This window comes from Mangrovibacter yixingensis, from assembly GCF_020523985.1.
In the GTDB taxonomy this organism is placed as follows: domain Bacteria; phylum Pseudomonadota; class Gammaproteobacteria; order Enterobacterales; family Enterobacteriaceae; genus Mangrovibacter; species Mangrovibacter yixingensis.
The window spans coordinates 1-26,653 of the sequence record NZ_JAIVKM010000010.1 but is presented as its reverse complement, the minus strand read 5'-3'; the positions used below and the strand labels follow the sequence as shown (position 1 = coordinate 26,653).

Annotated in this window: 24 protein-coding genes; 13 read left to right on the top strand and 11 right to left on the bottom strand. The window is 48.2% G+C overall.

Going from position 1 to position 26,653, the window contains the following annotated elements; translation table 11 throughout:
• Positions 1–164: 164 nt before the first annotated feature.
• From LC084_RS21085 to LC084_RS21070, 4 genes are all read right to left on the bottom strand, one after another.
• On the bottom strand, positions 165–998 hold the full coding sequence (locus tag LC084_RS21085) for a hypothetical protein (RefSeq protein ID WP_226573785.1): 834 nt from the start codon (positions 996–998) through the stop codon (positions 165–167).
• Complete coding sequence (locus LC084_RS21080) at positions 995–2,332, bottom strand: lipopolysaccharide biosynthesis protein (RefSeq protein ID WP_226573783.1); 1,338 nt, start codon at positions 2,330–2,332, stop codon at positions 995–997. Before LC084_RS21080 ends, LC084_RS21085 begins: the two co-directional genes overlap by 4 nt.
• A gap of 323 nt (positions 2,333–2,655) precedes the next feature.
• Positions 2,656–3,408 carry a nucleoside/nucleotide kinase family protein gene (locus LC084_RS21075; protein ID WP_226573780.1) on the bottom strand — a complete coding sequence of 251 codons (753 nt, stop codon included), beginning with the start codon at positions 3,406–3,408 and terminating at the stop codon, positions 2,656–2,658.
• Positions 3,409–3,437: 29 nt separating this feature from the next.
• A complete protein-coding gene (locus LC084_RS21070) occupies positions 3,438–4,163 on the bottom strand; it encodes a nucleoside/nucleotide kinase family protein (protein WP_226573777.1) in 726 nt (241 codons plus the stop codon).
• Positions 4,164–4,428: 265 nt separating this feature from the next.
• Between LC084_RS21070 and LC084_RS21065 the strand changes: the two genes are divergently transcribed.
• Positions 4,429–5,160, top strand: a complete 732-nt coding sequence (locus tag LC084_RS21065) for a dTMP kinase (protein WP_226573775.1) — start codon at positions 4,429–4,431, stop codon at positions 5,158–5,160.
• Between the two features lie 259 nt (positions 5,161–5,419).
• On the opposite strand, the gene spt is transcribed toward LC084_RS21065, so the two are convergent.
• Genes spt through LC084_RS21045 form a run of 4 tightly spaced genes read right to left on the bottom strand, consistent with a single transcriptional unit; the run spans position 5,420 to position 9,521 of the window.
• Complete coding sequence (gene spt / locus LC084_RS21060; RefSeq protein ID WP_226573772.1) at positions 5,420–6,592, bottom strand: serine palmitoyltransferase; 1,173 nt, start codon at positions 6,590–6,592, stop codon at positions 5,420–5,422.
• Entirely contained in the window at positions 6,579–6,839 is a 261-nt protein-coding gene (locus tag LC084_RS21055) for an acyl carrier protein (protein ID WP_226573769.1), read from the bottom strand. Before LC084_RS21055 ends, spt begins: the two co-directional genes overlap by 14 nt.
• 31 nt (positions 6,840–6,870) lie before the next feature.
• Positions 6,871–7,788 carry an NAD-dependent epimerase/dehydratase family protein gene (locus tag LC084_RS21050; RefSeq protein WP_226573767.1) on the bottom strand — a complete coding sequence of 306 codons (918 nt, stop codon included), beginning with the start codon at positions 7,786–7,788 and terminating at the stop codon, positions 6,871–6,873.
• Entirely contained in the window at positions 7,785–9,521 is a 1,737-nt protein-coding gene (locus tag LC084_RS21045; RefSeq protein WP_226573764.1) for a fatty acyl-AMP ligase, read from the bottom strand. The genes LC084_RS21050 and LC084_RS21045 overlap by 4 nt, the downstream gene beginning before the upstream one ends.
• Before the next feature lie 956 nt (positions 9,522–10,477).
• Here LC084_RS21045 and LC084_RS21040 point away from each other — a divergent pair.
• From LC084_RS21040 to LC084_RS21030, 3 genes are all read left to right on the top strand, one after another.
• The gene (locus LC084_RS21040) at positions 10,478–11,611 is read left to right on the top strand and encodes an N-acetyltransferase (RefSeq protein ID WP_226573761.1); all 1,134 of its coding nucleotides are present in this window, start codon (positions 10,478–10,480) and stop codon (positions 11,609–11,611) included.
• A gap of 177 nt (positions 11,612–11,788) precedes the next feature.
• Positions 11,789–12,148, top strand: a complete 360-nt coding sequence (locus tag LC084_RS21035; RefSeq protein WP_226573757.1) for a diacylglycerol kinase — start codon at positions 11,789–11,791, stop codon at positions 12,146–12,148.
• A gap of 139 nt (positions 12,149–12,287) precedes the next feature.
• Complete coding sequence (locus LC084_RS21030; RefSeq protein ID WP_226573754.1) at positions 12,288–13,037, top strand: aspartyl/asparaginyl beta-hydroxylase domain-containing protein; 750 nt, start codon at positions 12,288–12,290, stop codon at positions 13,035–13,037.
• A gap of 45 nt (positions 13,038–13,082) precedes the next feature.
• On the opposite strand, the gene setB is transcribed toward LC084_RS21030, so the two are convergent.
• Positions 13,083–14,270: a sugar efflux transporter SetB gene (gene setB, locus LC084_RS21025; protein WP_226573751.1), complete on the bottom strand. Its 1,188-nt coding sequence runs from the start codon at positions 14,268–14,270 to the stop codon at positions 13,083–13,085.
• Positions 14,271–14,672: 402 nt separating this feature from the next.
• On the opposite strand from setB, the gene fruB reads away from it, so the two are divergent.
• The 3 genes from fruB to fruA are packed head-to-tail and all read left to right on the top strand — an operon-like array spanning position 14,673 to position 18,451.
• Positions 14,673–15,806: a fused PTS fructose transporter subunit IIA/HPr protein gene (gene fruB, locus LC084_RS21020; protein ID WP_226573748.1), complete on the top strand. Its 1,134-nt coding sequence runs from the start codon at positions 14,673–14,675 to the stop codon at positions 15,804–15,806.
• Positions 15,803–16,741, top strand: coding sequence for a 1-phosphofructokinase (gene fruK / locus LC084_RS21015; protein ID WP_226573745.1), 939 nt, complete (start codon positions 15,803–15,805; stop codon positions 16,739–16,741). The genes fruB and fruK overlap by 4 nt, the downstream gene beginning before the upstream one ends.
• 18 nt (positions 16,742–16,759) lie before the next feature.
• On the top strand, positions 16,760–18,451 hold the full coding sequence (gene fruA, locus LC084_RS21010) for a PTS fructose transporter subunit IIBC (protein ID WP_226573743.1): 1,692 nt from the start codon (positions 16,760–16,762) through the stop codon (positions 18,449–18,451).
• A gap of 225 nt (positions 18,452–18,676) precedes the next feature.
• Here the strand turns inward: fruA and nfo are convergent, their stop codons facing one another.
• A complete protein-coding gene (nfo, locus tag LC084_RS21005) occupies positions 18,677–19,534 on the bottom strand; it encodes a deoxyribonuclease IV (protein WP_226573740.1) in 858 nt (285 codons plus the stop codon).
• A gap of 75 nt (positions 19,535–19,609) precedes the next feature.
• Positions 19,610–20,656, bottom strand: a complete 1,047-nt coding sequence (locus LC084_RS21000) for a YeiH family putative sulfate export transporter (RefSeq protein ID WP_226573738.1) — start codon at positions 20,654–20,656, stop codon at positions 19,610–19,612.
• A gap of 117 nt (positions 20,657–20,773) precedes the next feature.
• On the opposite strand from LC084_RS21000, the gene yieE reads away from it, so the two are divergent.
• The 6 genes from yieE to LC084_RS20970 all read left to right on the top strand — a co-directional run bounded on the left by yieE (position 20,774) and on the right by LC084_RS20970 (position 26,325).
• Positions 20,774–21,640: a DNA-binding transcriptional regulator YeiE gene (gene yieE, locus LC084_RS20995; RefSeq protein WP_226573735.1), complete on the top strand. Its 867-nt coding sequence runs from the start codon at positions 20,774–20,776 to the stop codon at positions 21,638–21,640.
• A gap of 200 nt (positions 21,641–21,840) precedes the next feature.
• Entirely contained in the window at positions 21,841–22,632 is a 792-nt protein-coding gene (locus LC084_RS20990) for a transporter substrate-binding domain-containing protein (RefSeq protein ID WP_226573733.1), read from the top strand.
• Positions 22,633–22,643: 11 nt separating this feature from the next.
• Positions 22,644–23,312, top strand: coding sequence for an amino acid ABC transporter permease (locus LC084_RS20985; RefSeq protein WP_226573731.1), 669 nt, complete (start codon positions 22,644–22,646; stop codon positions 23,310–23,312).
• Entirely contained in the window at positions 23,309–23,965 is a 657-nt protein-coding gene (locus tag LC084_RS20980) for an amino acid ABC transporter permease (RefSeq protein ID WP_226573729.1), read from the top strand. Before LC084_RS20985 ends, LC084_RS20980 begins: the two co-directional genes overlap by 4 nt.
• Complete coding sequence (locus LC084_RS20975) at positions 23,946–24,683, top strand: amino acid ABC transporter ATP-binding protein (protein ID WP_226573727.1); 738 nt, start codon at positions 23,946–23,948, stop codon at positions 24,681–24,683. The genes LC084_RS20980 and LC084_RS20975 overlap by 20 nt, the downstream gene beginning before the upstream one ends.
• A gap of 172 nt (positions 24,684–24,855) precedes the next feature.
• The gene (locus LC084_RS20970) at positions 24,856–26,325 is read left to right on the top strand and encodes an amino acid permease (RefSeq protein WP_226573726.1); all 1,470 of its coding nucleotides are present in this window, start codon (positions 24,856–24,858) and stop codon (positions 26,323–26,325) included.
• Positions 26,326–26,653: the final 328 nt, after the last annotated feature.

Here is a 26,653-nt window from a genome sequence, read left to right as displayed (position 1 = left end):
CTTTGGATGAGTCAGTTAGTAACTGGTAACTAACTGATAATAAAAATTTTCATGCTCTGCTTTACGCAAATCCTGTAAATAAAATGCTGAAATTTTACCCGGGCTGACATACGTTTGCGCAAAGGAAGAACATGGGCCGTAAAACGTGTTTACGGCCAGAGGTCTTACAAGGGGTAGCGGGCAAGAAGTTGTTCCAGGCGCAGGCGTAAGTCCGGGTCCAGCGGTGTCGCTTCATCGTAGAGTGAACCACCCGAGAGTTTGTCTGCAACCATTACATCATGCAGGTCGCCCATGATGCCGTTTATTGCAGCCAGGAAGCGGGACATCTCATAGGCTTGTTGGTTACCTGGGTCAATGGAGCGCAGGGTGTCATAAAAAGAAACTTGCTGGCTGACAATTTTACGCACATCGTGAAATTCTTCGCCCGTGAGGTGCTGGTTACTGATAAGTTTACCCAGAGCCCGGATTTGCGACTGACGGTAGGCGATAAACCCGCTTTCGGTTTCCAACTGAAAGTGGCTCATTGCATAACTGACCAGCGACCAGACAGGCTTACTCAGCAGAATGCGTAAAATGGCACCGTAGTAACTCAAGTTCTTGTGGTTACCATTGCGAAATGCATCCTGGAAATGGCCCAGAATTACCGTCGTGGTATTAAACAAACCAAATGACTGGTGTTTTTTACTGTACAGCCGCTGGGCAAAACGTAAATGCTTATAGCGTGCGCGGATATATTTGTAGCGCATGCGTATATCATGAGGTAAATCAGGGTGTTGGATGAATTTTTTTACCAGCCCTAATAATTCTTCACGAGTAAAGCCATCACGCCAGAATTGCAGGCACAAGGCGTAGTTTTGCGCGATATTTTCGTGCGGGCATTGCAAATCAATGACACCGGGCAAGTGAGTGTGTGCGTCAACGTTGTCATCTTCTTCTACTGCTGTGAATAACAACTCAACAGTGTCTTCGGGGAATTTTTCCCACGTTTTATTCGTCATTGATTACTCTCTCTGGGAATATTGAACCCCAGTAAATAACGATTACGGTAAGCACTTAATGTTGGGATAAGTGATAACAACACATCCAGACATTGCCCACCAAAATAAGCAAAAGCAGCGCCCTGTACACCAAATAGATGCGCCATAGCAACTAACAGAGCAATATACGAACCCGAAGCAATAGTTTGTGCAATAAGAAACGCCCGTTGTTTCCCCGCCATAAATAACAAGGATTCTTGTGGGAAACCAACCATAGAAACAATAATCGCACCCAGCATAATCTTGATTAAATCATATGCTTCCAAATATTTGTAACCGAAGACAAATGAAATTAATGGTTTGCCAACCAAAATAACCAATAGCGCGACAGCAATGCCAATGCCCCCCGCCAGTAATGCTGAACGCAGGCCCAGTAACCATGGTTTGGTTGTTCTTGGGTCTAACCTCATGATCTCTGGGTAGAAACTTTTTTCCAGTAATTTGGCTGGTGTGCCAGTGGCATCAAAGAATGTCATGGCAATCTTAAATAGCCCGGCAGGTGCAGGCCCCAATACAAGTCCAACTAACACGGTACTGCACGAATTTCGGGCGGCCCATATTGTATGGGCGAAATTGGTTGTCCACACAAAATTCCAGGCACCTTCTATATTTTTTGCAGTCTTGAAAAGTTGTGGTTTTAATGCATTGTGAATATTTCTGGAACGTAATTCTTTTGCTGCAAACCACCAAAACAATGTGCCACCAAACAAATTCGCTGCATACCAGGTAATAACAAAACCGGTAAAGCCGAAGTTGTAATAATAGGAGATAACACTACCAGCAGCTTGTAAAAAAGGTTTTGTTGCCTGCTGAATGGCAATCAGATCAAACCGATCAAAAACACGTAAAATCCCGGTGGGTGTTGCCGCTGTCATTGATGGAATTAAGGTGCAATATAAAATTGCGAGCCAAAAGTTTTTCCCGTCAAGCCCCAAAGCATGAGAAAGGAAAGGCAACAATGCCATGCCGCCAATAACAGCGACAAGACCGCTGGCAATATCCAGACCAAACGAAAAAGAAATAACGTCACGAAACCGTTGGGTATCTTGTTTTTCCAGTGCCGGGGTACCAAACTGCACCACGAATTGCCAGGTCTGAAATTTTATAAAATCACTGACAGCTTTTGCGTAGGCCTGAATAACAACCAAAGCCCCAAACAGCTCGGGGGTCATGCCTTTACCCGCACAAGAAAGGGCGAGTAAACCGAGTAATGCGCTGACTACACTTCCGGAACCAAGGTAAGCGGCGTTACGCAAAATGGCCCGAAAAGCGCCATCAGAAAACCAATGCTTCATAATAAAAAACCAGCCATGCTCGGTACTTCCGGTTAGTAATAACGTACAGGCTATAAACACGCCTTGCAGACTTTTCCGCTGGCGTGACATTCCAGATACCCAGAAGAACACAGGTATATGGCCACTGCCTGTAACAAAGAGGGTTACATTTCGGCACCGGTAAAAATGTGCTACCGGGTAAGTCTCAGGGCATACAGATTTTCAATAATACTCTGTTATGCCTGAGCCATTTTTATTCATAGATGCTATTTGTCTACAGGTTGTTTATTGTGCAGCCAGAAGTAAAAATGGCCGGGTAACCTACTTTCATTGTTGTAAAAATCTTAAGTATTGATTTCCCGTCGATGAGAATTTTCTATCACGGGATATATCGCATTGAGTGCATTTTCAAGCACTTCTTCGTAGGGTGCGCGGGCATCAAGCTCGATTATTTGGGAACCGTTGTAATCGAGTTTTACCATGTTAGCGATTTTATCTTTAAGCTCTTCATAGCTGTGGTCGGGTTTGCGTGAAAAAGCAGTATCGGCGTCAATATCAAGCCGGATGATTAACTCCGGGCGGAATAACGCCATTTGCTGGTACAGGCGGCGTTCGCGCTCTGCCAAACGGGTTAATAACCAGCCGGTTGCCCGTTCTACGCCAATGCCTGGGCCGTCATAATAGAACCCGGAGATTTCTGCCTGGGGGTAGCGGTCACTAATGACCAGTACACCACTTTGCGCCAGTTGCTGTACTTTTCTAAGGTTAGATGCACGCCATAACGAAAAACCATACATAATCAGCGCAGCCCAAAGGGCAGGGGCTTTATTGCTCATGCGCTGTGTTTTATCAGATTTTGCGGCCAGGCGTCGCTCAAGCCAGGTGCCAATCACGGGCAGGCGTTTTATTTTGTCGCCATCTTCGCCAGAAATAAGCCCCAAATAACGCCTTTCTGTAACAACGTGTTTTTTTAGGTTTTTCACTAAATCATTAGTGAGTGTCGATTTTCCTGTTCCATCGCTACCAACTACGGCGACCAGCCCAGTGATACAGGTAATAGGCGGTGTTTGTTTGCTATTTTCGTTATCTGTTTTCATGAGTTTTAACGCAATATGTTGGCTAAAAATTACCGATGTGACGATGTAAGTGAAATCTGAATAGCCTGTAAAGATTCATCCAGTATCTTACTCGCCGGTTCACGGCCATTAAGCTCCAGAATATGGGCACCATTAAATTCCAGGTTTGGAATGACAGCGATTTTTTCGCGCAAAGCAGAAAGCTTGTGATCTGGCTTGCGTGAAAAAGCGGTTTGTTCATCTATATCCAGGCGAATCAGGAGCAAAGGTGGGTAGGATGCCATCCATTGGTATAATTTTTGTTCATTGCTGCGCAACCAACGCACCCAGCAGTTTCCACCAACGGTTTTAGTTAACTGAGCACCATCAAAACGAAAACCCGCAACTTCAGCCTGTGGGTAACGGTCAGTGACCAGGAGTTTTCCTTGCCTGCTTTTTTTCAGCATGCGGCGAAATTTATACGCCCGCCAGCAAGAAAGCAGAAAAATAACCAGTGAAGTGATATTACCTGGGGGAGTGGAAGGTTTTTCGTGAACCGTATCTGATTTTTTAAGCAAATAACGCCCGAAGGAAGCACCAATAATTGGCAGGCCACTTATCCATTCACCAATTCGCCCAGAAGATTGGCCAAGATAAATCAACTCTACGGGTTCTTGTTGTGAAAGATGGCTGACAAGGCTGGTAGCCAAAGTCGATTTCCCTGAGCCATCACAGCCAGTTATTGCTATTACACGCACAGCAGGATGAGGAGTGGCAGGGATTATCTTGTGACTCACAATAATAGATCCAATAATAAAACCAGTATTGTATTGGATTTTGTACAGAGTGAAAAGAGGATGTAAGGATAACCGCAACTAATGGATACTGCAGGTAGGTTGGTTAACAATTCTTGCTATTTTTCTTATTCATTCGTGCTAATTCCTGTTTTTTTGTTGCGTAATGCACGCTCTATTTATTAAATGTTGATGAAATAACAACTCTGAGCGACTTTTTGCCTGCAAAATGGTACATTTCTCTGGTGACTAAAAAGAGTGAATTATTATGAATCAACAAAATTCTCCGCTCATTGCGATAATTGGCAGTGATGGTTCAGGGAAGTCCACGGTTAGCGAACACCTTATTGTCTATGTGAGAAAATATGGCCCGTCAGTAAGAGTCCATCTGGGAAAACAGGCTGGCAATGTAGGGCGCGCTGTTTCACAACTTCCACTGATTGGTAAGGTCTTTGGTAAGTCAATTGCCAGCAACACAAAGAAAATAAAATCAGCGAAATCAGAAGTTAATACATTGCCTGCATTGGTGATTTATTCTTTTGTTTTGCGCAGGTTATGGCGTTTCAGGCGCATGCTTGCGCTGCGTCGTCAGGGGTTAATTATCCTGGCAGACCGTTATCCGCAGGACCAAATCCCCGGCGCCTATGATGGTACGTCATTTCCGGTGAATACCAATGGTAACCGTTTTGTTAAATGGTTGGCGGGTAAAGAAAGTAATGCGTTCCACTGGATGGCAAGCTATAAACCGGATTTAGTAATAAAGCTTAATGTGGATTTAGATGTGGCCTGTGCCCGTAAACCGGATCACCGTAGAGAATCTCTGGCGAAGAAAATTGCGATAACACCACAGCTTACTTTTTCTGGGGCTGATATCGTGAACATTGATGCTAATAAACCGATTGAAGAAGTGATTGCGGCAGCAGAATCAGCTATAGCACAATTTATGCAAAGCAATGGCTACCATTATTCAGAAAATATTGAGCCTGCTGTAACCCAGTAATTCGGTATTACTTCTTTCTCAAGATGAAAGTCATTGCTTTTGTGCCGGTAGCTTGCTGGCACATTGTGCTTTACTTTGCTAATTATAAACTGGCGTAACTCCGGTGAAATTAAAATAATCTGTGGCTCACGCCGGTTTTGTATTAACCGGTGCTTTTATTCAGGGTTTGCCAGTGGCGCTTGATATAAGTACGGGGTAATAAAATAAATACTGCCCGTTTAATTAATTTGCGGGCAGCATTTATATGAGCACGTTAAGGTTATTTTTTCAGTTCTGCAAAGGCCTGAATAATCTTATCGATTTCTTCATCGCTGTGTGCTGCATTCACACTACAACGCAGTAACGTAATACCTGCCGGTGCCGCTGGCGGCAGCACCAGATTGACATAAACACCATGGGTAATCAGGTCGCGCCAAAGTTGCAGGCCTGCTTCTTTCGAACCAATCATAACCGGTACCACAGGGCTGATTCTTGGCCCAAGTTCATAACCCAATTCAGCCAGGCCATGGTAAAGACGGTGGGCGTTGCTCCACAATTTTTCGCGCAGTTCTGGGTGTTGTGCAATCCGTTGTAATGAAGAACGAACCGAAGCAATGCTTGAAGGCGAAGGTGAGGCGGTAAAAATATAAGGGCGGCTGCTATAGCGCAAAACGTCCATTTCTTTATTGCCAACGGCAAAACCACCAATGGATGCCAGACTTTTGCTGAACGTTCCCATGATGATATCCACGTCTTTTTCCACGCCCAATTCTTCAGCGAGGCCGCGGCCTGTAGCACCCATCACCCCAAAAGAGTGAGCTTCATCAACCAGCAGATAACCGCCATAACGGCGTTTGATATCTGCGATTTCAGCTAACGGAGCCACATCACCCAGCATGCTGTAAATGCCTTCAACAATAATCAATGCCTCTTTGGCTCTGTCACCCAGGCGAACCATCCGGCGTTCCAGGTCTTTGGCATCATTATGGCGAAAACGAATAATCTCCGCTCCGCCAAGTGCGCAGGCATCATAAATGCTGGCGTGGCTGTCGGCATCTATCAATACCACTGAACCAGGGCCCGCCAGTGTGCTGATGACACCAAGGTTGGCGGTATACCCGGTTGAAAATACGATGGCAGTGGGGCGGTCAAAAAATTCTGCCAGTTCATGTTCCAGTGTGAGGTGGGGGCCATAGCTGCCATTTGCCATCCGGGAACCGGTTGTCCCTGTACCTTGTGCTGCTAATGCAGCCTGGCCTTCGGCGATAGCTTGCTTGTCAAATGTCAGCCCAAGGTAATTGTTAGTGCCCGCCAGAACAATTTTTTGATTGCCAATACGCCCTTGAGTTGCAGAGTAAACTTCATCAATACAGGTGCCAAACGGGTTCAGCCCGGATGTCTGGAATTGCTCGCGGTCATTAGCCAGGCGAGAAAACTTATCATAAAGACCCATGTGCTTTCTCCAGATGTGGAATGAGTGCATTCAATAACTGTTCTGGTGTTCTGACGTCTAATAAGATGTTGATAGGAATGGAAATATCAAATTCATCTTCCAGTTTCATTAACAGATCCAGTACACGAATAGACTCCAGACCAAGATCATTGACCAGGTCGCTATCTGGTTTCACTTCGGGTCCGTTTTCCAGCGTTTCTCTTAAGCAGGAAAGGATGTACTCCATAACAGCATCGCGATTCACCATAGAAATCTTGGCATACCTCTATTCGATAAAATTAAAATAAACCTTCACGCAGTGCGTATTCCAAACTGATCTTAGGGAACCAGTTAATATCTTCTGATAAGCGTTCATTGCTTGCTGACCAGTTTGGATGTGTTAATTCGCGTAATTTGCTGTGTGTCAGCATGGGTTCTTTTCGGGCCAGGCGGTTGGCAAGAATGCTGATATCCGCAAAGCGTTTCAGCAGGGGTAAAGGAATGGTAACCAGACGTACCCGGCCATTACGCACCCTGGCTCCAATTTCCTGCAAGCGCTGCCAGGTATAACCCCCAGCTAACCCATCACACAATTCATAACAATCCGACTGCGATTTTTCTGCCAGTAACCACTGGCTCACCGCCTGAGCTAAATCACTGACATGAAGGAAAGACAGTGTTGCTTCCGCTCCCCCCAGGCGGGGAAGTAGCCCACGCAATAACCAGCTAAATAGTGGGTTCAGTTCTTTGTCGCCTGGCCCGTAGACGGCTGTCGGGCGGAAAATACCCAGCGACATATGCGCGGCAGCCATTGCGATTAAACGTTGCTCGGCAACATATTTTGAATTCGCATACCAGGATAACTCTGGGTGGCGTGCGGCAAGCGAAGACAAAAACAGAAAGCGCTTACACCTGCTCGTTTGCCGGGCCAGTTGCATCAGGCGCAGGCTGCCGGTCACGTTGCAATGGGTAAATGTTTCTTCTTTATGCCCGCGAACCAGGCCTGCACAGTGAACAACGTAATCTGCGCCATTCAGTAATTCCGCCAGTGCATCCCGGTTGTCCAGGTCGCCATGAACCCAGGTTAAGCTGGTTGCTGGCGGCCTACCTGCGGTCCGGGTTAGGGCCCGCACGGTAAAACCTTGCGCCAGCAAATTTTGGGTGATGTGTCGGCCGATAAAACCGGTCGCCCCTGTCACCGCAACGGTATGGCTCATTGAGCAAAGCCTGCTAACTGTAACGGTGCCTCAATGGCCTCGGTCAGGTAGCGTTTCTTGGCTTCGGCTCGGGCTGGTTTCCCGGAAGATGTTCTGGGAATGCTGTGAGGTGGCAGCAAGACGATATCCACTGCAACACCGAATTCACTCTGAATACGTGCCGTTAAAGAATGCACAATTTGTTCGCGGCGCTCTTCGGAAGTGACGCGGCATTGTACTTGCAAAATAATTTTTGCACCTTCGTCATGCTCTTCATTAACGAAAGCAATGGAATCACCAGAACGGATTTCGGGCTCAGATTCCGCTACGTATTCAATATCCTGCGGCCAAATATTGCGGCCACGAATAATAATCAGGTCTTTTTTCCGCCCGGTGACGTACAGGTAGCCATCCAGCATGTAGCCTAAATCGCCAGTGTCCATCCATCCGGTAGACTGAATCTCTTCCTGCGAGGCAGCATCGCGGAAATAGCCGTTCATCAGGCTCGGGCCAGAGATATAGATTTGCCCAACCTGGCGTTCTGGCATAACCACACCCAGCTCATTACGAATTTCGATATCGTGGCCGGGAAGTGCTTTCCCGCAATTAACAAAAGCAGACACTGCTCGGGTATCTTTGCCCGGTGCGACGGCCTTGGCTTCATATTCGAGGATATCGCGGTCAACTTCATTCACCTGTGAACCGCCATTGGCGTCTGAAAAGCTCACCGCAAGGGTATTTTCAGCCAGACCATAGCAAGGCATAAATGCATTTTTATTGAAGCCAACCTGGGCGAAGTGTTCACCAAACTGGCTCAGTAATTCGGCAGGAATAGGTTCTGCACCCACCCCGGCTACACGCCAGCTGGAGAGATCCAATTCAGCAAGTTCTTTTTCACTGGCACGGCGCAGAGACAAGTCATAACCAAACGGCGGTGCAACAGAGACTGTACCGTGGTTTTTACTGATAAGTTTTAACCACTGCAGTGGGCGCATGGCAAAATCTTGAGTGCGCAAATAGTCCACTGATAACTGAGTGGCAACGGGTGTCAGCATAAAACCGACCAGGCCCATATCATGGTAGAACGGCAGCCAGGAGACACAACGGTCACCCGCACGTAATTTAATACCATCATGGCTAATCGCATGCAGGTTAGACATCGCTGCCCGGTGAGTAATAATCACACCGCGAGGAAAGCGCGTACTGCCAGATGTATATTGCAGATAGGCGATGTCATCCGGTTGTGGGAGGTGAAGTTCCAGGTCTTGTGCGGGTAAGGCACGGAAATCATCGTCACTGAGAATATGCAATTGCTGTGCATTGCTAGTGACTGCGCTAATCAGTGGAATCCACTCCTCACTGCTGATAATGGCCGCGGGGTTGCAGCTATTGATCAACCCCTTCAGTTTGGCAATGTATGAATCGCGTTGCCCTACGCCCATTGGAATAGCCAGCGGCACTGCAATTAAACCGGCATACTGGCAGGCGAAAAACGCTTCAACAAAGCCAGTGCTGGTTTCAGCAATCAGTGCGACACGATCCCCTCTTTTCAGGTTGAGTGACAGCAGGCGGCGGGCTCCCAGCATTGCACGCTCTTTCAGGGTGCGGTACTCCAGTACTGCCACAAGTTGGTTCCTGCGGTCGTAGAAGTTCATTCCAGTTTCACCCTGAGCCGCGTAATCAAGCGCCTCGACGAGAGAGGGAAAATCTGCATATCGCATTGGAAGAGAATGAATAGAGCTTGTTTCAGACATAGACTAATTGGCCATAGATTCAAAATCACCAATAACAGCAGCTGGTGAAGGAGTTGAAATTATTACTATGAAAACTTTTTGAAAAATTTTTATTCAACCATTTTCATTCCACAAATAGCATCTTCAGCCGCAAAATATCTCCATGCCAGAATTAACTGAAGGTGGGATTTACAACTGACTTGATTGAGTACGTATTTTGTACACGTGATTTCAATCACCAGACTCAAGTGATCGCGGCCTTGCAATCAGCAATAAAAGTTCATCAACGATGAAGCAGATATTACGAGCCTGGAGAAAATGAAGGCTGACTCAGATAGCCTGCCATCTGGTATATTGCCTTCGTACTTAACATACCGTAAACATTATGCCTCAAGTTAAAAAAAAATGAACGATTCATCTTATTCCTGAAGAATCCGAAAGCATTAACTGCTAAAAAAAGCAGTTTTTGGATAAATCTTGCCAAAGTGGATAATTATTTTTTTGCAATAAGTGCCATAAATTTAAATAATGGCATTATTTGTTTAGCGAGAGTGTGAGAATTTATGGAAATATAGATCGGATTGCCTGGATATCGCAGATAATTGCTGCTTGAGATTAATCTAACCTAATAATAATTCCAGCGAAAATGGCAGCGGGGTTACCTGGAGGTAACTGATTTTTCTGCTGGCATTTTATCTGTTTACAACAGATTTTTGTTTAAGATGTTGATTTTTATGGATAAGAATCCTATTTTGCATCAGGCGTTGTTGCCAGAGTGTTGCCTTTCTTTTGCTGTGTAGCGCGTTCACGACCAAATTGCCGGTTTACCAGAGTTACTGCTATTGGCACTAACAATTAACACAGACTGGCTGTTTCCTGTGTTGGTTATACGCAGAGTAGTTAATTTCCGTAATTAACTGATATAAAAGCATTTTGAGAGTGATTTTTTGAGTAGATTCTGAAAGCAAGGGTTGTTTATGATTCAAGTTGAAAAAGTTCAGGACAAGCATGCTCTGAAAGCATTTATACAGTTTCCCTCCACTCTGTTTAGTGATGATCCTAATTGGATTGAACCATTGTTTGTTGAGCGTGAAGAGCATCTCTCAGAGAAAAATCCTGGTACAGAACATATAATGTGGCAGGCATGGATTGCGAAGAAAGGTGAAGATGTTGTTGGGCGTATCACGGCACAGATAGATTCCCTGCATCGTGAGCTGTATGGGCCAGATACCGGCCATTTCGGTATGATTGATGCCATTGATGACACAGAAGTGTTTGATGCACTGTTTAGTGCTGCTGAAACGTGGCTGAAGTCACAGGGTGCTTACAATATTACCGGGCCATTCAGCCTGAATATTAACCAGGAAAGTGGTTTGCTGATTGATGGGTTTGATACCCCGCCATCAGCATTAATGACTCACGGTAAGCCTTATTACGCCAGCCATTTGCAGCGCCTTGGTTATTCACAAGGAATTGATTTACTTGCGTACTGGATGAAGCGTACTGATCTTTTCTTTTCTCCCTCGTTAACCCGGTTAATGGACCAGGTGCGTAAAAAAGTGACTTTGCGCCCGCTCAACCGTAAAAAATTCGCGGAAGAAATGCAGGTACTGCGCGAAATCTTCAACTCGGGTTGGCAGAATAATTGGGGATTTGTCCCGTTTACGGAACGTGAGTTTGCCACCATGGGCGACCAGCTTAAATATCTGGTGCCTGACGATATGATTCATATTGCTGAAGTGGATTCAGTGCCTTGCGCCTTCATTGTGGGATTACCCAATATCAATGAAGCGATCTCTGGCTTACATGGGCGATTATTACCCTTTGGTTGGGCTAAATTGTTATGGCGCCTGAAAGTCAGTGGTGTGCGTACAGCACGGGTTCCGTTAATGGGGGTCCGCCAGGAATACCAGTTCAGCCGAATAGGGCCCATTATTGCGCTGTTGCTTATTGAAGCGCTGCGTGACCCTTTTGCAAAACGAAATATTGATGCGCTGGAAATGTCCTGGATTCTGGAATCCAATACAGGGATGCGCACTATTCTGGAGCGAATAGGTGCTGAGCCGTATAAGCGTTACAGATTATACGAAAAAAAATTCCAGTCTGAGTAAACTAATTAGACCATTATACTGTTGAGCGGTAATGTTAAGCATATATTTTTGGTCAACATACTTTTGCTGCTGTTGTTATCTTGGGCGCGCCTGAATACAGGTGCAGCCTGCAGTTGTTTCAGGGGGCAAACTTTATTTCTATTGCCTCTGTTCGTTGTTCTGGCCGAGTAAACACCAATGCCTATTCCCAAAAAAACAGGTTTCAGTCGCCTGACCAGCAGTATTAATAATTCATGGACCGGTATTGTTAATGCCGTTTTTACGGAAGATGCTTTCCGGCAATTACTAGTCATTAATATTGTGTTACTTATAATTACATTTTGCCTCAATATAACAAAAATAGAACGATTGTTATTAATTATATGCTGTTTTATTACGCTTGCAGTTGAGTTAATTAATACTGCAATTGAAACTGTAGTAGACCGCATTTCGCTGGAAATTCATCCATTATCAAAACGTGCAAAGGACTTAGGTGGTGCCGCGCAACTGGTGACAGTTGTGATGACGGTAATCGTCTGGCTGGTGGTGTTGTTTTAACCGGGGTGTAGCCACAATTTCGTGTATTAAGAACTCTGTGTGCCAGGTTTGTGGTGATAAACAGACGAACGCCTGTACAAAGACCGGGTAATAAACTGGCACTGGCAACAGAGATTTCATGGAGTAAATGGATAGTTTTATGTCTGCGTCTTCATCATCGCAGTACCCCTTTTGGCGGCGTATGTTGCTGAAAGCGGGTAAACGTTTTTTGCGCTGGAATGGCAATTTTCAGTCACGCCACTCCCTGGTGTCTACCACACCTCAAATCAGTAATAGTGAATTTGACTGGGTGGATAAGCTGGAGGCTGCCTGGCCTGAAATTCATGCTGAGCTTGAACAGTTGCTGAAGTCACCTGAAGATATCCCGTCGTTCCACCAAATATCGCCAGACCAGCAGCGTATTTCCAAAGGGGATAACTGGAAGACTTTTGGTTTGTATGTCTATGGTAAGCGCATTGATGACAATTGCGCGCTGTGCCCGCGAACAGCAGAGGCAATCAACGCTATCCCCAAAATGCGTACGGCCATGTTTTCCATTTTAAAACCGCACTACCACATTGTTCCTCATAAGGGGCCAACCCGTGCTGTGGTTCGTGTTCACCTGGGGTTGATAGTACCAAAGGACAGAGAGAATCTGTGGATTCGTGTTGATAACCAAAAGCTTCACTGGGAGCAGGGAAAAGTTATTATTTTCGATGATTCTTACGAACATGAAGTACGCAATGATACTGATGAGCTGCGGGCTGTGTTGTTTTTGGATGTCGACCGGCCTATGGATAAGACCGGTACACTGGTGAATAACCTGCTATTCAGGCTTATCGCACTCAGCCCTTATATTAAGCAGCCTTTGAAGAATATTGCGAACTGGAACCGCAACAAAACACACTAACGAGTAACCGATGAAGCACAAGCCGGGATGTAAAACACGAGCAGGCTAAACATCTTTGATTCGGGCAAGGCAAATACAGGTGGTCACACACATCGCCAGAGCCAGCCAAAAACCGGCATGGTAACTCCAAATCTCAGCAATAATCCCGGCAAAAGAGCCTGAAATTATCCAGCCAACACGGGTGGTGTTGGTGTACAGCGTAGTGGCTGCACCTGCCTGGCCGGGCATCAGATCCTGGAAATAGATCATGCCTATACCCGCCAGGATCCCAATATAAATAGCATTAAGCAACTGAAGCGCCAGCAACGCCCAGGGGTGAGTGACTGTGAGCATGCCTGCATAAAACACCAGCCCGGCGACTACAGCTATGCGCATCAAAAAACGCTTTCCCATGCGCCGGGCGTAATAACCAGCAATCAACATGGTAGGGATCTCCAACCCTGCGGCTGTGCCCATCATAAACCCGGCCATCTTCTCCGGCAGGTGCAATTCATCAACAATAAACAGTGGCATGTTAATGATATACAAGCTGTTTGTTCCCCACATTAAGGTGCAGGCAATAAACAACAGCAGGGTATCACGCCGGTTGCGCCGCGGGGCTTCTAAAGGCGCTGTGGCGGCACGATGAGGCGTTTGTTTGTGCATTGAGGGTAAAAAACCCCACACCATCAGCCCACATACAACAAAGGCAACGGCTGCGCACAAATACATGACATCAAACCCTAACCCAACAGACAACGCATAAGCGATAGGGGGGCCAATCACCCAGGCCAGTGAAATCTGGGCACGCAGTACTGAACTGAACATCACTGCTTCCCGGCCCGTTTTATCTGCATATTCACGTGCGAGAGCAAACATTTGTGGGTTGGCGGTAGAGCCAAAGCTGCTAAGAAACACCCCGACAAACAGCAAAATAAAATAATTACGATTCCAGGCAAATAACAGGCATGCCAGCACACCCAGTACACAACAGAAAATAATTAAATTCTTCCTGTCGCCACGCCTGTCTGAACGGCCTGCCAGAAACTGGCTGACCAGAATACCAATGACTGCGCTACCGGTGAAAAAGAAACCTACCATCGCCGGGCGGGCATGCACTTCATTGGTCAAAAACAGGCTCAGAGTCGGTGTTTGCAGCGCACCGGCAATACCCGTAAGGAATGCGACAATCAAGAACGCGCTGTTAGTGAAATCAAACGCGCGGCGTGGTGTGGTTGCGGGTTGGTTGTACATGGGTATCACTGGTGGTGGAAGAGAAGAAATCCGCGGAGTTTACGCGCCTTTTGCAATAATAAACAGACAGGCTGCGACGAATGCCACAAATACCCAAAAACAAGTGCTTTACGCCTGCAAAAACAGGGATGCGGCTCCCATACTTACCTTGTTGCTGAAACCTGAGCTGAAGGCTTGGGTAAAAATTGTGATGTGTTCAGCAACTTCCTGATGTTAATTGCTGAAATGTGCGGAACCTCTAATTTTAATCATCAGATTTTGCCGAAAACTTGCTTAAGGCGTTCAGTAGTATCAGACTCCTTGAAACGTTTCAGCGCTGAACTTTGGACTTAATTCAAATCCTGCAGCGCGATTCTTTTAGTTATAGCTGAAACGATTCACTTTCGGCAGGAGAAATTATTCATGTTTCAACTATCTGTCCACGATATTCACCCCGGTGCGACAGCCACAAATAAAGAAGAGGCTATTCGCCTTGTGGCTGGAGCACTGGTTCAGGCTGGTAATGTTGCTGATGGCTACCTCAACGGTATGCTGGCGCGTGAACAACAAACGTCCACGTTCTTAGGCAACGGTATCGCTATTCCTCACGGGACAACGGATACCCGTGATCAGGTTCTGAAAACCGGTGTTCAGGTTTTTCAGTTTCCGGAAGGGATTCGTTGGGGAGACGATCAGGTTGCGTATGTGGCAATTGGTATTGCCGCCAGTTCCGATGAACATCTCGGTCTGTTACGCCAACTGACTCATGTGTTAAGTGACGACAGCGTTGCTGAACAACTTAAAAATGCCAAAACCGCCGAAGCGTTGCGCGCGATTTTGATGGGTGAAACCCAGGCAGAAGTATTGAAACTGGATAACGACACCCTGTCTTTGGATGTGAATGCAGCAGACCTGGTAACTTTACAGGCACTGAATGCAGGCCGCCTGAAAGCTGTTGGCGCGGCTGATGCCAGTTTTGTGGCTCAAACCGTTGCTGGCAAACCGCTTTATTTAGGGCAGGGAATCTGGCTGAACGACAGCACTGACGGCAACCTTTCCAGTGCCATAGCTGTTGCCCGCCCGGCACAGAGCATTGAAGAAAATGGCCAGCCTGTTGGTTTATTGCTGACGGTCGCCGTTGCTGATGACCAGCCATTACAAGTGTTAAACCGCCTGAGTGACCTGCTTATCAACCAAAAAGCAGACCGCCTGGTTAAGGCTGATGCACCAACATTACTGGCGGTACTGACCAGCGATGCACCATTACCTGAAGACGTACTCAATGCAGAGTTTGTGGTACGTAATGAGCATGGTTTGCATGCCCGTCCGGGAACCGTGCTGGTAAACACCATCAAACAATTTACCAGCGACATTACTGTCACCAACCTTGATGGTTCCGGGAAACCCGCCAATGGCCGTAGCCTGATGAAAGTGGTTGCACTGGGGGTTAAACAAGGGCATCGCCTGCGTTTCACCGCTCAAGGGGATGATGCTGAACAGGCATTGGCAGCCATTGGTGAAGCCATTGCCGCAGGTCTTGGGGAGGGCGCAGCATGAGCAGACGTGTAGCCACCATTACTCTCAACCCGGCTTATGACCTGGTAGGTTACTGCGCAGATATTGAGCGCGGCGAAGTTAACCTCGTGCGTACGACTGGTTTGCACGCTGCGGGTAAAGGTATCAACGTCGCGAAAGTGCTCAAAGACCTTGGGATTGATGTAACTGTCGGGGGGTTCCTCGGCAAAGAAAACCAGGATGGATTTCAACAATTATTCAGTGAACTCGGTATCGCTAACCGCTTTCAGGTAGTGAATGGCCGTACACGAATTAACGTCAAATTGACAGAGAAAGACGGTGAAGTCACTGATTTGAACTTCTCCGGTTTTGATGTGACTCCGGCTGACTGGGAACGCTTCGTGAGCGACTCTCTGACCTGGCTTGGGCAGTTCGATATGGTGTGTGTTAGTGGCAGCCTGCCTGCTGGCGTCAGCCCGGAAGCCTTTACGGACTGGATGACCCGCCTGCGCAGTGAATGCCCGTGCATTATTTTCGACAGTAGCCGTGAAGCATTAAATGCCGGGCTGAAAGCAGCACCATGGTTGGTTAAACCTAACCGCCGTGAGCTGGAAATTTGGGCGGGCCGTTCACTACCGACCCTCCAGGATGTGATTGAAGCTGCACATGCGTTGCGTGAACAGGGGATTGCCCATGTGGTGATTTCTCTGGGCGCTGAAGGCGCATTGTGGGTTAACGCATCCGGCGAATGGATCGCCAAACCGCCTGCCTGTGAAGTTGTCAGCACAGTTGGCGCGGGGGATTCAATGGTTGGTGGGTTGATTTATGGCCTGCTGATGCGTGAGTCCAGTGAACACACATTACGCCTTGCGACAGCGGTGGCTGCACTGGCTGTCAGCCAGAGTAATGTGGGCATTACCGACCGTACCCAGTTGGCCGCGATGATGGCGCGTGTCGACCTTAAACCCGTAAATTAACAGCAGGAGAGGCACATAATGAAAACGCTGCTGATTATCGACCCAGGCTTAGGCCAGGCGCGTTGCTACCTTGCGAAAACCCTGGTGGCTGCCGCAGCAAAAAAAGCAAATTTGGAGATTATTGATAATCCCGATGATGCGGAAATGGCTGTGGTAGTTGGTACCGAGGTTAAGCCCGACACAGCACTGAACGGCAAGAAAGTCTTTTTAGGCAACATAGACCGTGCAGTACAGCATCCTGAGTTATTCCTGAGCGAAGCAAAGGAAAAAGCTGTGGTTTACACAGCGCCTGCAGTGGCTGTGGCCGCACCGGCAGCCGGTGGTGTTAAACGCGTTGTGGCGGTAACCGCCTGCCCAACTGGCGTGGCACACACGTTTATGGCGGCTGAAGCCATTGAAACCGAAGCGAAAAAACGTGGCTGGTGGGTTAAAGTTGAAACCCGCGGTTCCGTTGGTGCCGGTAATGCCATTACACCAGAAGAAGTGGCTCAGGCTGATTTGGTGATTGTGGCTGCCGATATCGAAGTGGACCTGGCGAAGTTTGCTGGCAAACCGATGTACCGGACTTCTACTGGCCTGGCGCTGAAGAAAACAGCCTCAGAACTGGATAAAGCAGTTAATGAAGCGACGCCTTACCAGCCTTCGGGCTCCCAGGCTGCGTCTCAATCCAGTGCGAAGAAAGAGTCTGCCGGGCCATATCGCCACTTGCTGACTGGCGTATCTTACATGCTGCCGATGGTGGTAGCGGGCGGGTTGCTGATTGCACTGTCCTTCGTGTTTGGTATCCAGGCGTTTAAACAAGAAGGCACTTTAGCCGCTGCCTTGATGCACATTGGTGGTGATTCAGCCTTCAAGTTGATGGTGCCAGTGCTGGCTGGGTACATTGCGTTCTCTATTGCTGACCGTCCGGGTCTGACTCCTGGTCTTATCGGCGGTATGCTGGCTGTCAGTGGGGGTTCTGGCTTTATTGGCGGGATCATCGCAGGCTTCCTGGCCGGTTATGTGGCAAGAGCAATCAGCACGAAAGTAAAATTGCCACCGAGCATGGAAGCCCTGAAGCCAATCCTGATCATTCCGCTGTTTTCCAGCCTGATTGTTGGCCTGGCGATGATTTACATCATCGGTACGCCGGTAGCTCATCTGCTGGAAGGTTTGACTCACTGGCTGAAAACCATGGGTACCGCAAACGCGATTCTGTTGGGTGCCATTCTGGGCGGCATGATGTGTACCGATATGGGTGGGCCGGTTAACAAAGCGGCTTATGCATTCGGTGTGGGTCTGCTCAGTACGCAAACCTATGGCCCAATGGCGGCAATTATGGCTGCGGGCATGGTTCCACCGCTGGCGATGGGCCTGGCTACTCTGGTTGCGCGCAATAAATTCGATAAAGCGCAGCAGGAAGGTGGTAAAGCGGCGCTGGTACTTGGCCTGTGCTTTATCAGTGAAGGTGCTATCCCGTTTGCGGCCCGTGATCCCCTCCGTGTTATCCCTTGCTGTATCGCAGGTGGCGCGCTGACTGGCGCTATCTCTATGGCAATTGGTGCACAGCTGATGGCTCCGCATGGTGGTTTGTTCGTACTGCTTATTCCAGGTGCGATTACCCCAGTTCTGGGTTACCTGATGGCGATTATCGCCGGTACCCTGCTGACTGGCCTGGTTTACGCAGCAATCAAACGCCCTGAAAATGAGTTAGTAAAAAAAGCTGCCTGATAACAGCTAATGCAAGTTGACCGGCGCCACACCAGGGTAATTCGGTCAGTTTGGATGTAAGAATAAAAGCCCCGTCAACAGATGTTGCCGGGGCTTTTTTATCAGAACTTATTCAGCTAGGTGGTCAACTTAACGATAAAGAGGCTTCACCTGTGTGCTCAGAGCAGACTACAAAAAAGACTCAACACACAAATTTACAGCTACACCAGCACAGTTACCTTCGCTTTACGCAGCATCTGCAGAATACTGTTGGGCTTTAAGCCAGGCAATTTCCTCTGCCCAGATATCCGGGTTCACGGTTTCAAGAATCAACGGGATATTATCGAAACGCGGGTCACGCATAATCCAGCTAAAAGCAGTATGCCCGATGTTACCTTCACCCAGGCTGTGGTGGCGGTCTACCCGGCTGCCAAATTCACTTTTTGCATCATTCAAATGCATACCACGTAAATACTGGAAGCCAACAATGCGCTCAAAGTCTTCAAAGGTTTTTTGGCAGGCTTCTTCACTGCGCAAGTCATAGCCCGCCGCAAAAGCATGGCAGGTATCAATACAGACACCCACACGGGATTTATCTTCTACGCCATCAATAATGGCGGCCAGGTGCTCGAAACGAAACCCAAGGTTACTCCCTTGACCTGCGGTATTTTCTATTACGGCTGTCACACCTGTGGTTACGTCTAGCGCCAGATTGATAGATTCCGCAATACGCGTGAGGCACTTGTCTTCAGGAATTTGCAGCAAGTGGCTGCCGGGGTGGAAGTTAAGTAATGACAGGCCCAGTTGTTCACAGCGTTGCAGCTCATCAACAAAGGCGTTGCGGGATTTTTCCAGTGCTTCTTCAACCGGGTGGCCCAGGTTAATCAGGTAGCTGTCGTGAGGTAAAATTTGCCCCGGAGTAAAGTGGTATTTCTCACAGGCTGCTTTGAAGTTGTCGATGGTTTCCGTGCTTAATGGTGCGGCACGCCACTGGCGCTGGTTCTTGGTAAATAAGGCAAAGGCGGTGGCATCGAGTTCGCTGGCTCTGATAACCGCATTTTCCACACCACCTGACGCGCTGACATGCGCTCCCACATATTTCATCTTACTTTCCTGGTTAACCCACTATTAACAAGCGTTCTATCATAGCGGGTTAACGCAGGGATTGCAGGTGTTGTCTCAGAGCAGGTGGTGAACAGCTACGTTAATCAGGCCACCACCAACAATCAGCCAGCAGAACAATACCAGTGCCATTAACAGTGGGCGTACGCCAGCTTTTTTCAGTGCACTGACATGGGTGGTCAGCCCCAGGGCCGCCATTGCCATAGCTAACAGGATTGTATCGAGTGTTATCAGTGATTTAACTACCACAGTGGGCAGCAGGTGGAAACTATTAAAAATAGCCACCAGGATGAAAATAATCGCAAACCACGGGATGGTGATTTTGCCATGAGCTTCACCAGCCGGAGCCAGTTGCTTAACCCGTGCGGCCAGCAGTAACAGGAAGGGTGCCAGTAGCATTACGCGGATCATTTTCGTTATGACTGCCGCATTTTCAGTTACCGGGCTGACACCATGGCCCGCGGCAACAACCTGGGCAACTTCATGCACAGTGGAACCAATGTAGATCCCAAAAGTGCTTTGGTTAAACACATGCTGAAGCAGTGGGTAGAGCATTGGGTAGATAAAAATCGCCAGGGTACCAAAGATAACCACGGTTGCCACAGCCACGGTGACTTTGCTGGCTTCTGCTTTAACTACCGGTTCAGTCGCTAATACCGCGGCTGCGCCACAAATACTGCTCCCGGCACCGATTAACCAGGAGGTGTGTTTATCCAGGCCAAACACACGTTGCCCCAGCCAGCAAGCAATAGTAAAGGTACTGCTAAGTGTCAGAATATCAATAATGATACCGCTGGCACCGACATCGGCAATTTGGGTAAATGTCAGGCGGAAACCATACAAAATTATTCCCAGCCGTAGCAGATGTTGCTTGGCAAACAGCACGCCGCTGTCACAAGGTTTACTCAGTGTGGGGTAGAGTGTGTTACCAATTACCATGCCTACCAGAATAGCCAGCGTGAGTGCGCTCAGGCCTGCACCAGCAACACGCGGAAAACTGCCTGCCCACAGAGCAAATCCTGTAATAACCCCGGTCAGTAACAGGCCGGGAATGAAGTGCATTAAACCGTGCTTTTTACGCTGGCTGATAGTTAGTGTGCTCATGTCACCCCCTTAGTTTCTATAGGGAGAATCCTACGGGCGGCTGGCTTAAAAATAAAATTGATTATATATTTATAACCAATCGAAATAACTGGTAGATGATGGCGGGCGAGAAACTACATGCATATCACATTGCGGCAGCTGGAAGTGTTTGCGGAAGTATTGAAGAGCGGTTCCACAACACAGGCATCACAAATGCTGGCGTTATCGCAATCAGCCGTAAGTGCCGCGTTGACAGATCTGGAAGGGCAGTTGGGGGTAAAACTGTTTGACCGCGTAGGTAAGCGCCTGGTGGTCAACGAACATGGCCGCCTGTTGTTCCCGCGCGTGGTGTCATTATTAGACCAGGCGCACGATGTGGAACAATTGTTTCAGGAAGATAAAGGTGCCATCCGCGTTTATGCCAGTAGCACCATCGGTAATTATATTTTGCCTCAAGTGATTGCCCGTTACCGCAAAGATCACCCAAACCTGCCGCTAGAAATGAGCGTGGGTAACAGCCAGGACGTGATTAATGCTATTGCTGATTTCCGTGTGGATATCGGCCTGATTGAAGGGCCTTGCCACAGCCCGGATATTGTGGCGGAACCCTGGATTGATGATGAACTGGTTGTCTTTTCTGCTCCTCAGTCACCTTTATGCCAGGGGCCGGTTACTCTGGAGATGCTGGCCGCCGCGCCGTGGATCCTGCGGGAAAAAGGGTCCGGTACCCGGGAAATCGTTGATTATTTGCTACTGGCACATTTACCGCAATTCAACCTTGAAATGGAGTTAGGGAATTCTGAAGCAATAAAACACGCGGTACGCCATGGGCTGGGGATTAGCTGTCTGTCCCGGCGGGTGATTGCTGAACAACTGGAAAACCGCACTCTGGCGCGAGTTGCCGTTCCGTTACCTCCTCTTATAAGAACACTGTGGCGTATCCATCACCGGCAAAAGCACTTATCCAGTGCATTAAATCGTTTTCTGGAATATTGCGGAAAGTAATTGCACCTATATAGTGCGCAAGCTCTATTGTGGTGAGTGATTGTGATGCAGTGAAACTTTGTTAAGTACCATAATCCCTTATTTACTGTAGTACAGGCCGCATAAAAGCGGCCTTTTTTTATTTACGCTGCGTTGGCACATTAGTTGCAAATCACAATATCAAGAATCTTTTGTTTCATATCCTTTGAATGAGGTGAGTGATGTTGCGGAAAAAGTGGCTGTTGTCCCTCGCTGGGGCGGTATTGTTAGTGGTGCAGGCTGGTCAGGCAATGGCGGATCAATTACAGGACATCGAAAAACGCGGTGTGTTACGTGTTGCTGTTCCCCAGGATTTTCCTCCTTTTGGTTCCGTGGGTACGGACCTGCAACCTGAGGGCTACGATATTGATATGGCCCACTATTTGGCTACAGCAATGAAACTGAAGCTGAAACTGGTACCGGTGAGTAGTGCCAACCGTGTGCCTTATCTGCAAACCGACAAGGTGGATTTGGTTATTTCCAGCCTGGGTAAAAATGCAGAGCGCGAAAAAGTTATCGATTTCAGCAAGGCTTATGCACCTTTTTTCCTGGGTGTATTTGGCCCGAAAGATACCAAACTGCCAGATGCTGCTGCGCTAAGTGGTAAAAGCGTGGGGGTAACCCGCGGTGCTGTTGAAGATATGGTACTCAGTGACGTTGCTCCGAAAGATGCCCAAGTGAAACGTTACGAAGACAACAACACCACTATTTCAGCATGGTTATCTGGGCAGGTTCAGTACCTGGCAACTGGAAACGTTGTTGTGGCAGCCATCGCGCGTAAAGACCCAGGCCATGCGCCAGTGGCGAAGTTTATGCTGAAAGATTCACCTTGTTATATCGGCATGAAAAAAGAAGAGCCAGCACTGAAAGATAAAGTTAATAGCCTGATTGACCAGGCACGCAAAGATGGCACGCTGAATAAGTTTTCAGAAAAATGGATGAAAGCACCGCTACCAGCGAACCTGGGTGCCTGAGGAGTTAACGAATGACAACGCAGCTCGATTTTGCCGCCTTGTTGCCATTCTGGCCAGCCTTATTGGCTGGCCTGTGGACCACCATCGTTCTGACGTTTTGGGCAACACTTGGCGGGATTGCTGTCGGGGTTACCGGCGCGGCGTTGCGCAGTGGAAAGTCGGGTGTACTGAGCCATATTTGGGGCGCATATGTTGAGTTGATCCGCAATACGCCTTTTGTGGTGCAGTTGTTTTTCATTGTATTTGGTTTGCCGAGCTTAGGGCTACGTTTGAATGCAGGGCAGGCGGCGTTGATAGCCATGATAGTTAACCTTGGTGCCTACAGTACGGAAATTATTCGTGCTGGTATCCAGGTAACCCCAAAGGGGCAGTGGGAAGCTGCGCGGGTTCTGGGACTGAGCCGCGGGCAAACATTCTTGCGGGTGATTTTGCCACCTTCGCTCAAGCGTGTGTTCCCGGCACTGGTCAGCCAGTGTGTCATTGTGATGCTCGGTTCTTCCGTGGTATCGCAAGTGTCTTATGAAGAGCTGACTTTCCAGGCAAACCTGATTCAGTCGCGTACATTTTTAAGTTTTGAAGTTTATGTGGTAACCACGATCCTCTACCTGCTGTTGTCACTGGCAATGCGCCAGGTATTGTTGGTCGCCGGGCGTAAATGGTTGGGGAGTGACGGCCTGTGACAAATTTCACTGACTGGGATATTGTCCGCAACCTGCTGTTGGCAGCGCGCTGGACCATCATGCTTTCATTGATAGCGTTTGTATGTGGCACGCTGGTGACGTTACCTTTGTTGCTGGTACGTATGGGCCGCTGGGTGTGGCCAAAGCGCCTGGTAACTGGCTATGTTGCGTTGTTTCAGGGCACACCGTTGTTAATGCAGTTGTTTCTGGCTTTCTTCGGGCTGGGGCTGTTTGGTATTGATGTCAGTGCCTGGACAGCAGCAACATTGGCGTTAACCCTGTTTACCAGTGCTTATTTGCTGGATATTTGGTTTGGGAGTATTCGCTCATTGCCCAAAGGCCAGTGGGAGGCAAGCCGTTGCCTGGGGCTTAGTTTCGGGCAAACATTATGGCGAGTTGTCACCCCTCAGGCTGTGCGTATCGCCATTGCGCCTACTGTTGGGTTCTCGGTGCAGGTTATTAAAGGTACTGCGCTGGCTTCAATTATCGGCTTCGTTGAACTGACGAAAGCTGGCACTATTCTTAATAATGCGACGTTTGCGCCTTTTAAAGTCTTCGGGCTGGTGGCACTGGGATATTTCCTGCTGTGTTATCCGCTGTCGCGTTATAGCCGTTATCTGGAGAAAAAATTCCATGCCGCTCATCACCATTAATGATGTTCAGAAATATTATGGCGATAACCACGTGCTCAAAGGCGTTAGCCTGGATATTGAAATGGGCGAGGTTGTCTCCATTATCGGCCGCAGTGGGTCGGGGAAAAGCACTTTGCTACGTTGTATGAACGGACTGGAAGGCTACCAGGATGGCAGTATTAAGCTGGGCGGTATGACTATTACCGACCGTGAATCCCAGGCGCGAGAAATCAGCCGTTCGGTGGGGATGGTGTTCCAGAGTTTTAATCTGTTCCCTCACATGACAGCACTGGAAAATGTGATGCTGGCTCCGCGCCGGGTGCTGAAAAAATCTGCTGCAGAATGCCGTGAGCTGGGTATCGAAATGCTCAATAAAGTTGGGCTCGGCGAACGTATTGATTACCTGCCCGCGAATTTGTCTGGTGGTCAGCAACAGCGTGTGGCAATTGCCCGTGCACTGGCAATGAACCCGAAAGTATTACTGTGTGATGAAATTACTTCCGCACTTGACCCGGAACTGGTTGGTGAAGTGCTTAAAGTGCTGGAGCAACTGGCGGCCGAAGGAATGACGCTGATTCTGGTCACTCATGAAATGAATTTTGCACGTGAAGTGGGTGATCGGGTGGTATTTATGCACCAGGGTAAGGTGTGGGAGCAGGGTGACAGCAAGACATTTTTCTCTCAGCCTGAAACACCAGAGTTACAGCAGTTTATCGCTTCGGTACGTGGATTGAACTAATTTTACACTGCGTGTTTACATATTAGTCACACCAGAGACCTTTTCATCTTCGCCTTTGCTAATAATCTGGCGTGGATTATGAAGGTCTCTTATAACCGCTATTTTGTCCCGTTTCTTATTATGTTGGTCTGCTACAATCGCGCCTCATTTTTAAGACAGGCAACATTTTTTTATGGTTTCCGAAGTAAACACAACACAAGCGCCTGAACTACGACGCGAATTAAAGGCGCGCCACCTGACGATGATCGCAATTGGCGGTTCTATTGGTACTGGGTTATTTGTTGCTTCTGGCGCAACAATTTCTCAGGCAGGCCCTGGTGGAGCATTACTTTCCTACGCACTTATCGGTTTGATGGTCTACTTCCTGATGACCAGCCTTGGGGAACTGGCTGCCTACATGCCGGTTTCTGGTTCGTTTGCAACCTACGGCCAAAACTATGTAGAAGAAGGTTTTGGTTTTGCCCTGGGGTGGAACTATTGGTACAACTGGGCGGTGACTATCGCCGTTGACCTGGTGGCCTCTCAGTTAGTTATGAGTTACTGGTTTCCGGGAACGCCGGGCTGGATCTGGAGTGCATTATTCCTGGGCATTATGTTCCTGCTCAACTTCATTTCGGTAAAAGGTTTTGGTGAAGCGGAATACTGGTTCTCGTTAATTAAAGTCGCAACGGTAATTGTGTTTATCGTTGTCGGTGTTTTGATGATTATCGGTATTTTTAAAGGTTCTACGCCTGTGGGCTGGGCTAACTGGTCTGTTGGCGATGCGCCTTTTGCGGGGGGGTTCTCTGCCATGATTGGTGTGGCCATGATTGTGGGCTTCTCCTTCCAGGGTACTGAACTTATCGGTATTGCTGCCGGGGAATCTCAAGACCCGGCGAAAAATATCCCACGTGCTGTGCGCCAGGTGTTTTGGCGTATCTTGTTGTTCTATATTCTGGCTATTCTGATTATCAGCCTGATAATTCCTTATACCGACCCGAGCCTGCTGCGTAATGATGTAACTGACATTAGCGTGAGTCCGTTCACACTGGTCTTCCAGCATGCTGGTTTGTTGTCTGCGGCAGCAGTAATGAATGCGGTGATTCTGACAGCCGTGTTATCTGCGGGTAACTCCGGGATGTACGCTTCCACGCGTATGCTTTACACCCTGGCCTGTGACGGTAAAGCACCTCGCATTTTTGCGCGTTTGTCTAAAGGTGGTGTTCCTCGCTATGCGCTGGTAGCAACCACTGTGGTTGCCGGGTTGTGTTTCCTGACTTCTAAGTTTGGTAACCAAACCGTGTACCTCTGGTTGCTGAACACCTCCGGGATGACGGGCTTTATTGCCTGGCTGGGGATTGCCATCAGCCACTACCGTTTCCGCCGTGGCTATGTGCATCAGGGCCATAATCTGAATGATTTGCCATACCGTTCTGGTTTCTTCCCGTTGGGGCCAATTTTTGCATTTGTTTTGTGCCTGATTATTACGCTCGGCCAGAACTACCAGGCTTTCCTGGAAGATAAAATTGACTGGGTTAGTGTGGCGGCAACCTATATTGGCATTCCGTTGTTCCTGGTGATTTGGTTGGGTTACAAGTTGGTGAAGGGGACGCGGTTTGTGAAGTATGGGGAGATGGAGTTTCCGGATAGGGTTAAGAAGTGATGGGGAATTGTTTTGTTCACCTGGGCTGATGCCGGTTTGGTGAAAGTTCTGTTCACTTTGCACTGATGTCAGTTTGGTGAACATTCCGTTCACTTTGCACTGATGTCAGTATGGTGACTGTTCCGTTCACTTGAAGTGTGTGGTCAATGTTGCTTCACTGACGGTGAACGGGCTAAAGGGGGCTCGCCCCCTTTGCAATCCCCGTTTTCCGCGGGCAACCGGTGCTGCGCACTGCGTTCACCTCCGGGCAGTCAGCCTGCGGCCGGCTCGACTCGGCGTCCTGCCTCGTTTCGCCTTATTCCGCCGTCCAGGCGGAATAACCTTGTCT

Coding starts and splice junctions, on each gene's coding strand:
- setB (WP_226573751.1), bottom strand. CDS start 14,270: ATGTACAACCAACCCGCAACCACACCACGCCGCGCGTTTGATTTCACT.
- LC084_RS21035 (WP_226573757.1), top strand. CDS start 11,789: ATGCCTATTCCCAAAAAAACAGGTTTCAGTCGCCTGACCAGCAGTATT.
- LC084_RS21040 (WP_226573761.1), top strand. CDS start 10,478: ATGATTCAAGTTGAAAAAGTTCAGGACAAGCATGCTCTGAAAGCATTT.
- fruA (WP_226573743.1), top strand. CDS start 16,760: ATGAAAACGCTGCTGATTATCGACCCAGGCTTAGGCCAGGCGCGTTGC.
- fruB (WP_226573748.1), top strand. CDS start 14,673: ATGTTTCAACTATCTGTCCACGATATTCACCCCGGTGCGACAGCCACA.
- LC084_RS21055 (WP_226573769.1), bottom strand. CDS start 6,839: ATGGTGAATCGCGATGCTGTTATGGAGTACATCCTTTCCTGCTTAAGA.
- LC084_RS21030 (WP_226573754.1), top strand. CDS start 12,288: ATGTCTGCGTCTTCATCATCGCAGTACCCCTTTTGGCGGCGTATGTTG.
- LC084_RS20970 (WP_226573726.1), top strand. CDS start 24,856: ATGGTTTCCGAAGTAAACACAACACAAGCGCCTGAACTACGACGCGAA.
- LC084_RS20975 (WP_226573727.1), top strand. CDS start 23,946: ATGCCGCTCATCACCATTAATGATGTTCAGAAATATTATGGCGATAAC.
- LC084_RS20990 (WP_226573733.1), top strand. CDS start 21,841: ATGTTGCGGAAAAAGTGGCTGTTGTCCCTCGCTGGGGCGGTATTGTTA.
- LC084_RS20985 (WP_226573731.1), top strand. CDS start 22,644: ATGACAACGCAGCTCGATTTTGCCGCCTTGTTGCCATTCTGGCCAGCC.
- spt (WP_226573772.1), bottom strand. CDS start 6,592: ATGGGTCTTTATGATAAGTTTTCTCGCCTGGCTAATGACCGCGAGCAA.
- nfo (WP_226573740.1), bottom strand. CDS start 19,534: ATGAAATATGTGGGAGCGCATGTCAGCGCGTCAGGTGGTGTGGAAAAT.
- LC084_RS21075 (WP_226573780.1), bottom strand. CDS start 3,408: ATGAAAACAGATAACGAAAATAGCAAACAAACACCGCCTATTACCTGT.
- fruK (WP_226573745.1), top strand. CDS start 15,803: ATGAGCAGACGTGTAGCCACCATTACTCTCAACCCGGCTTATGACCTG.
- LC084_RS21065 (WP_226573775.1), top strand. CDS start 4,429: ATGAATCAACAAAATTCTCCGCTCATTGCGATAATTGGCAGTGATGGT.
- LC084_RS21085 (WP_226573785.1), bottom strand. CDS start 998: ATGACGAATAAAACGTGGGAAAAATTCCCCGAAGACACTGTTGAGTTG.
- LC084_RS21000 (WP_226573738.1), bottom strand. CDS start 20,656: ATGAGCACACTAACTATCAGCCAGCGTAAAAAGCACGGTTTAATGCAC.
- yieE (WP_226573735.1), top strand. CDS start 20,774: ATGCATATCACATTGCGGCAGCTGGAAGTGTTTGCGGAAGTATTGAAG.
- LC084_RS21045 (WP_226573764.1), bottom strand. CDS start 9,521: ATGTCTGAAACAAGCTCTATTCATTCTCTTCCAATGCGATATGCAGAT.
- LC084_RS21080 (WP_226573783.1), bottom strand. CDS start 2,332: ATGAAGCATTGGTTTTCTGATGGCGCTTTTCGGGCCATTTTGCGTAAC.
- LC084_RS21050 (WP_226573767.1), bottom strand. CDS start 7,788: ATGAGCCATACCGTTGCGGTGACAGGGGCGACCGGTTTTATCGGCCGA.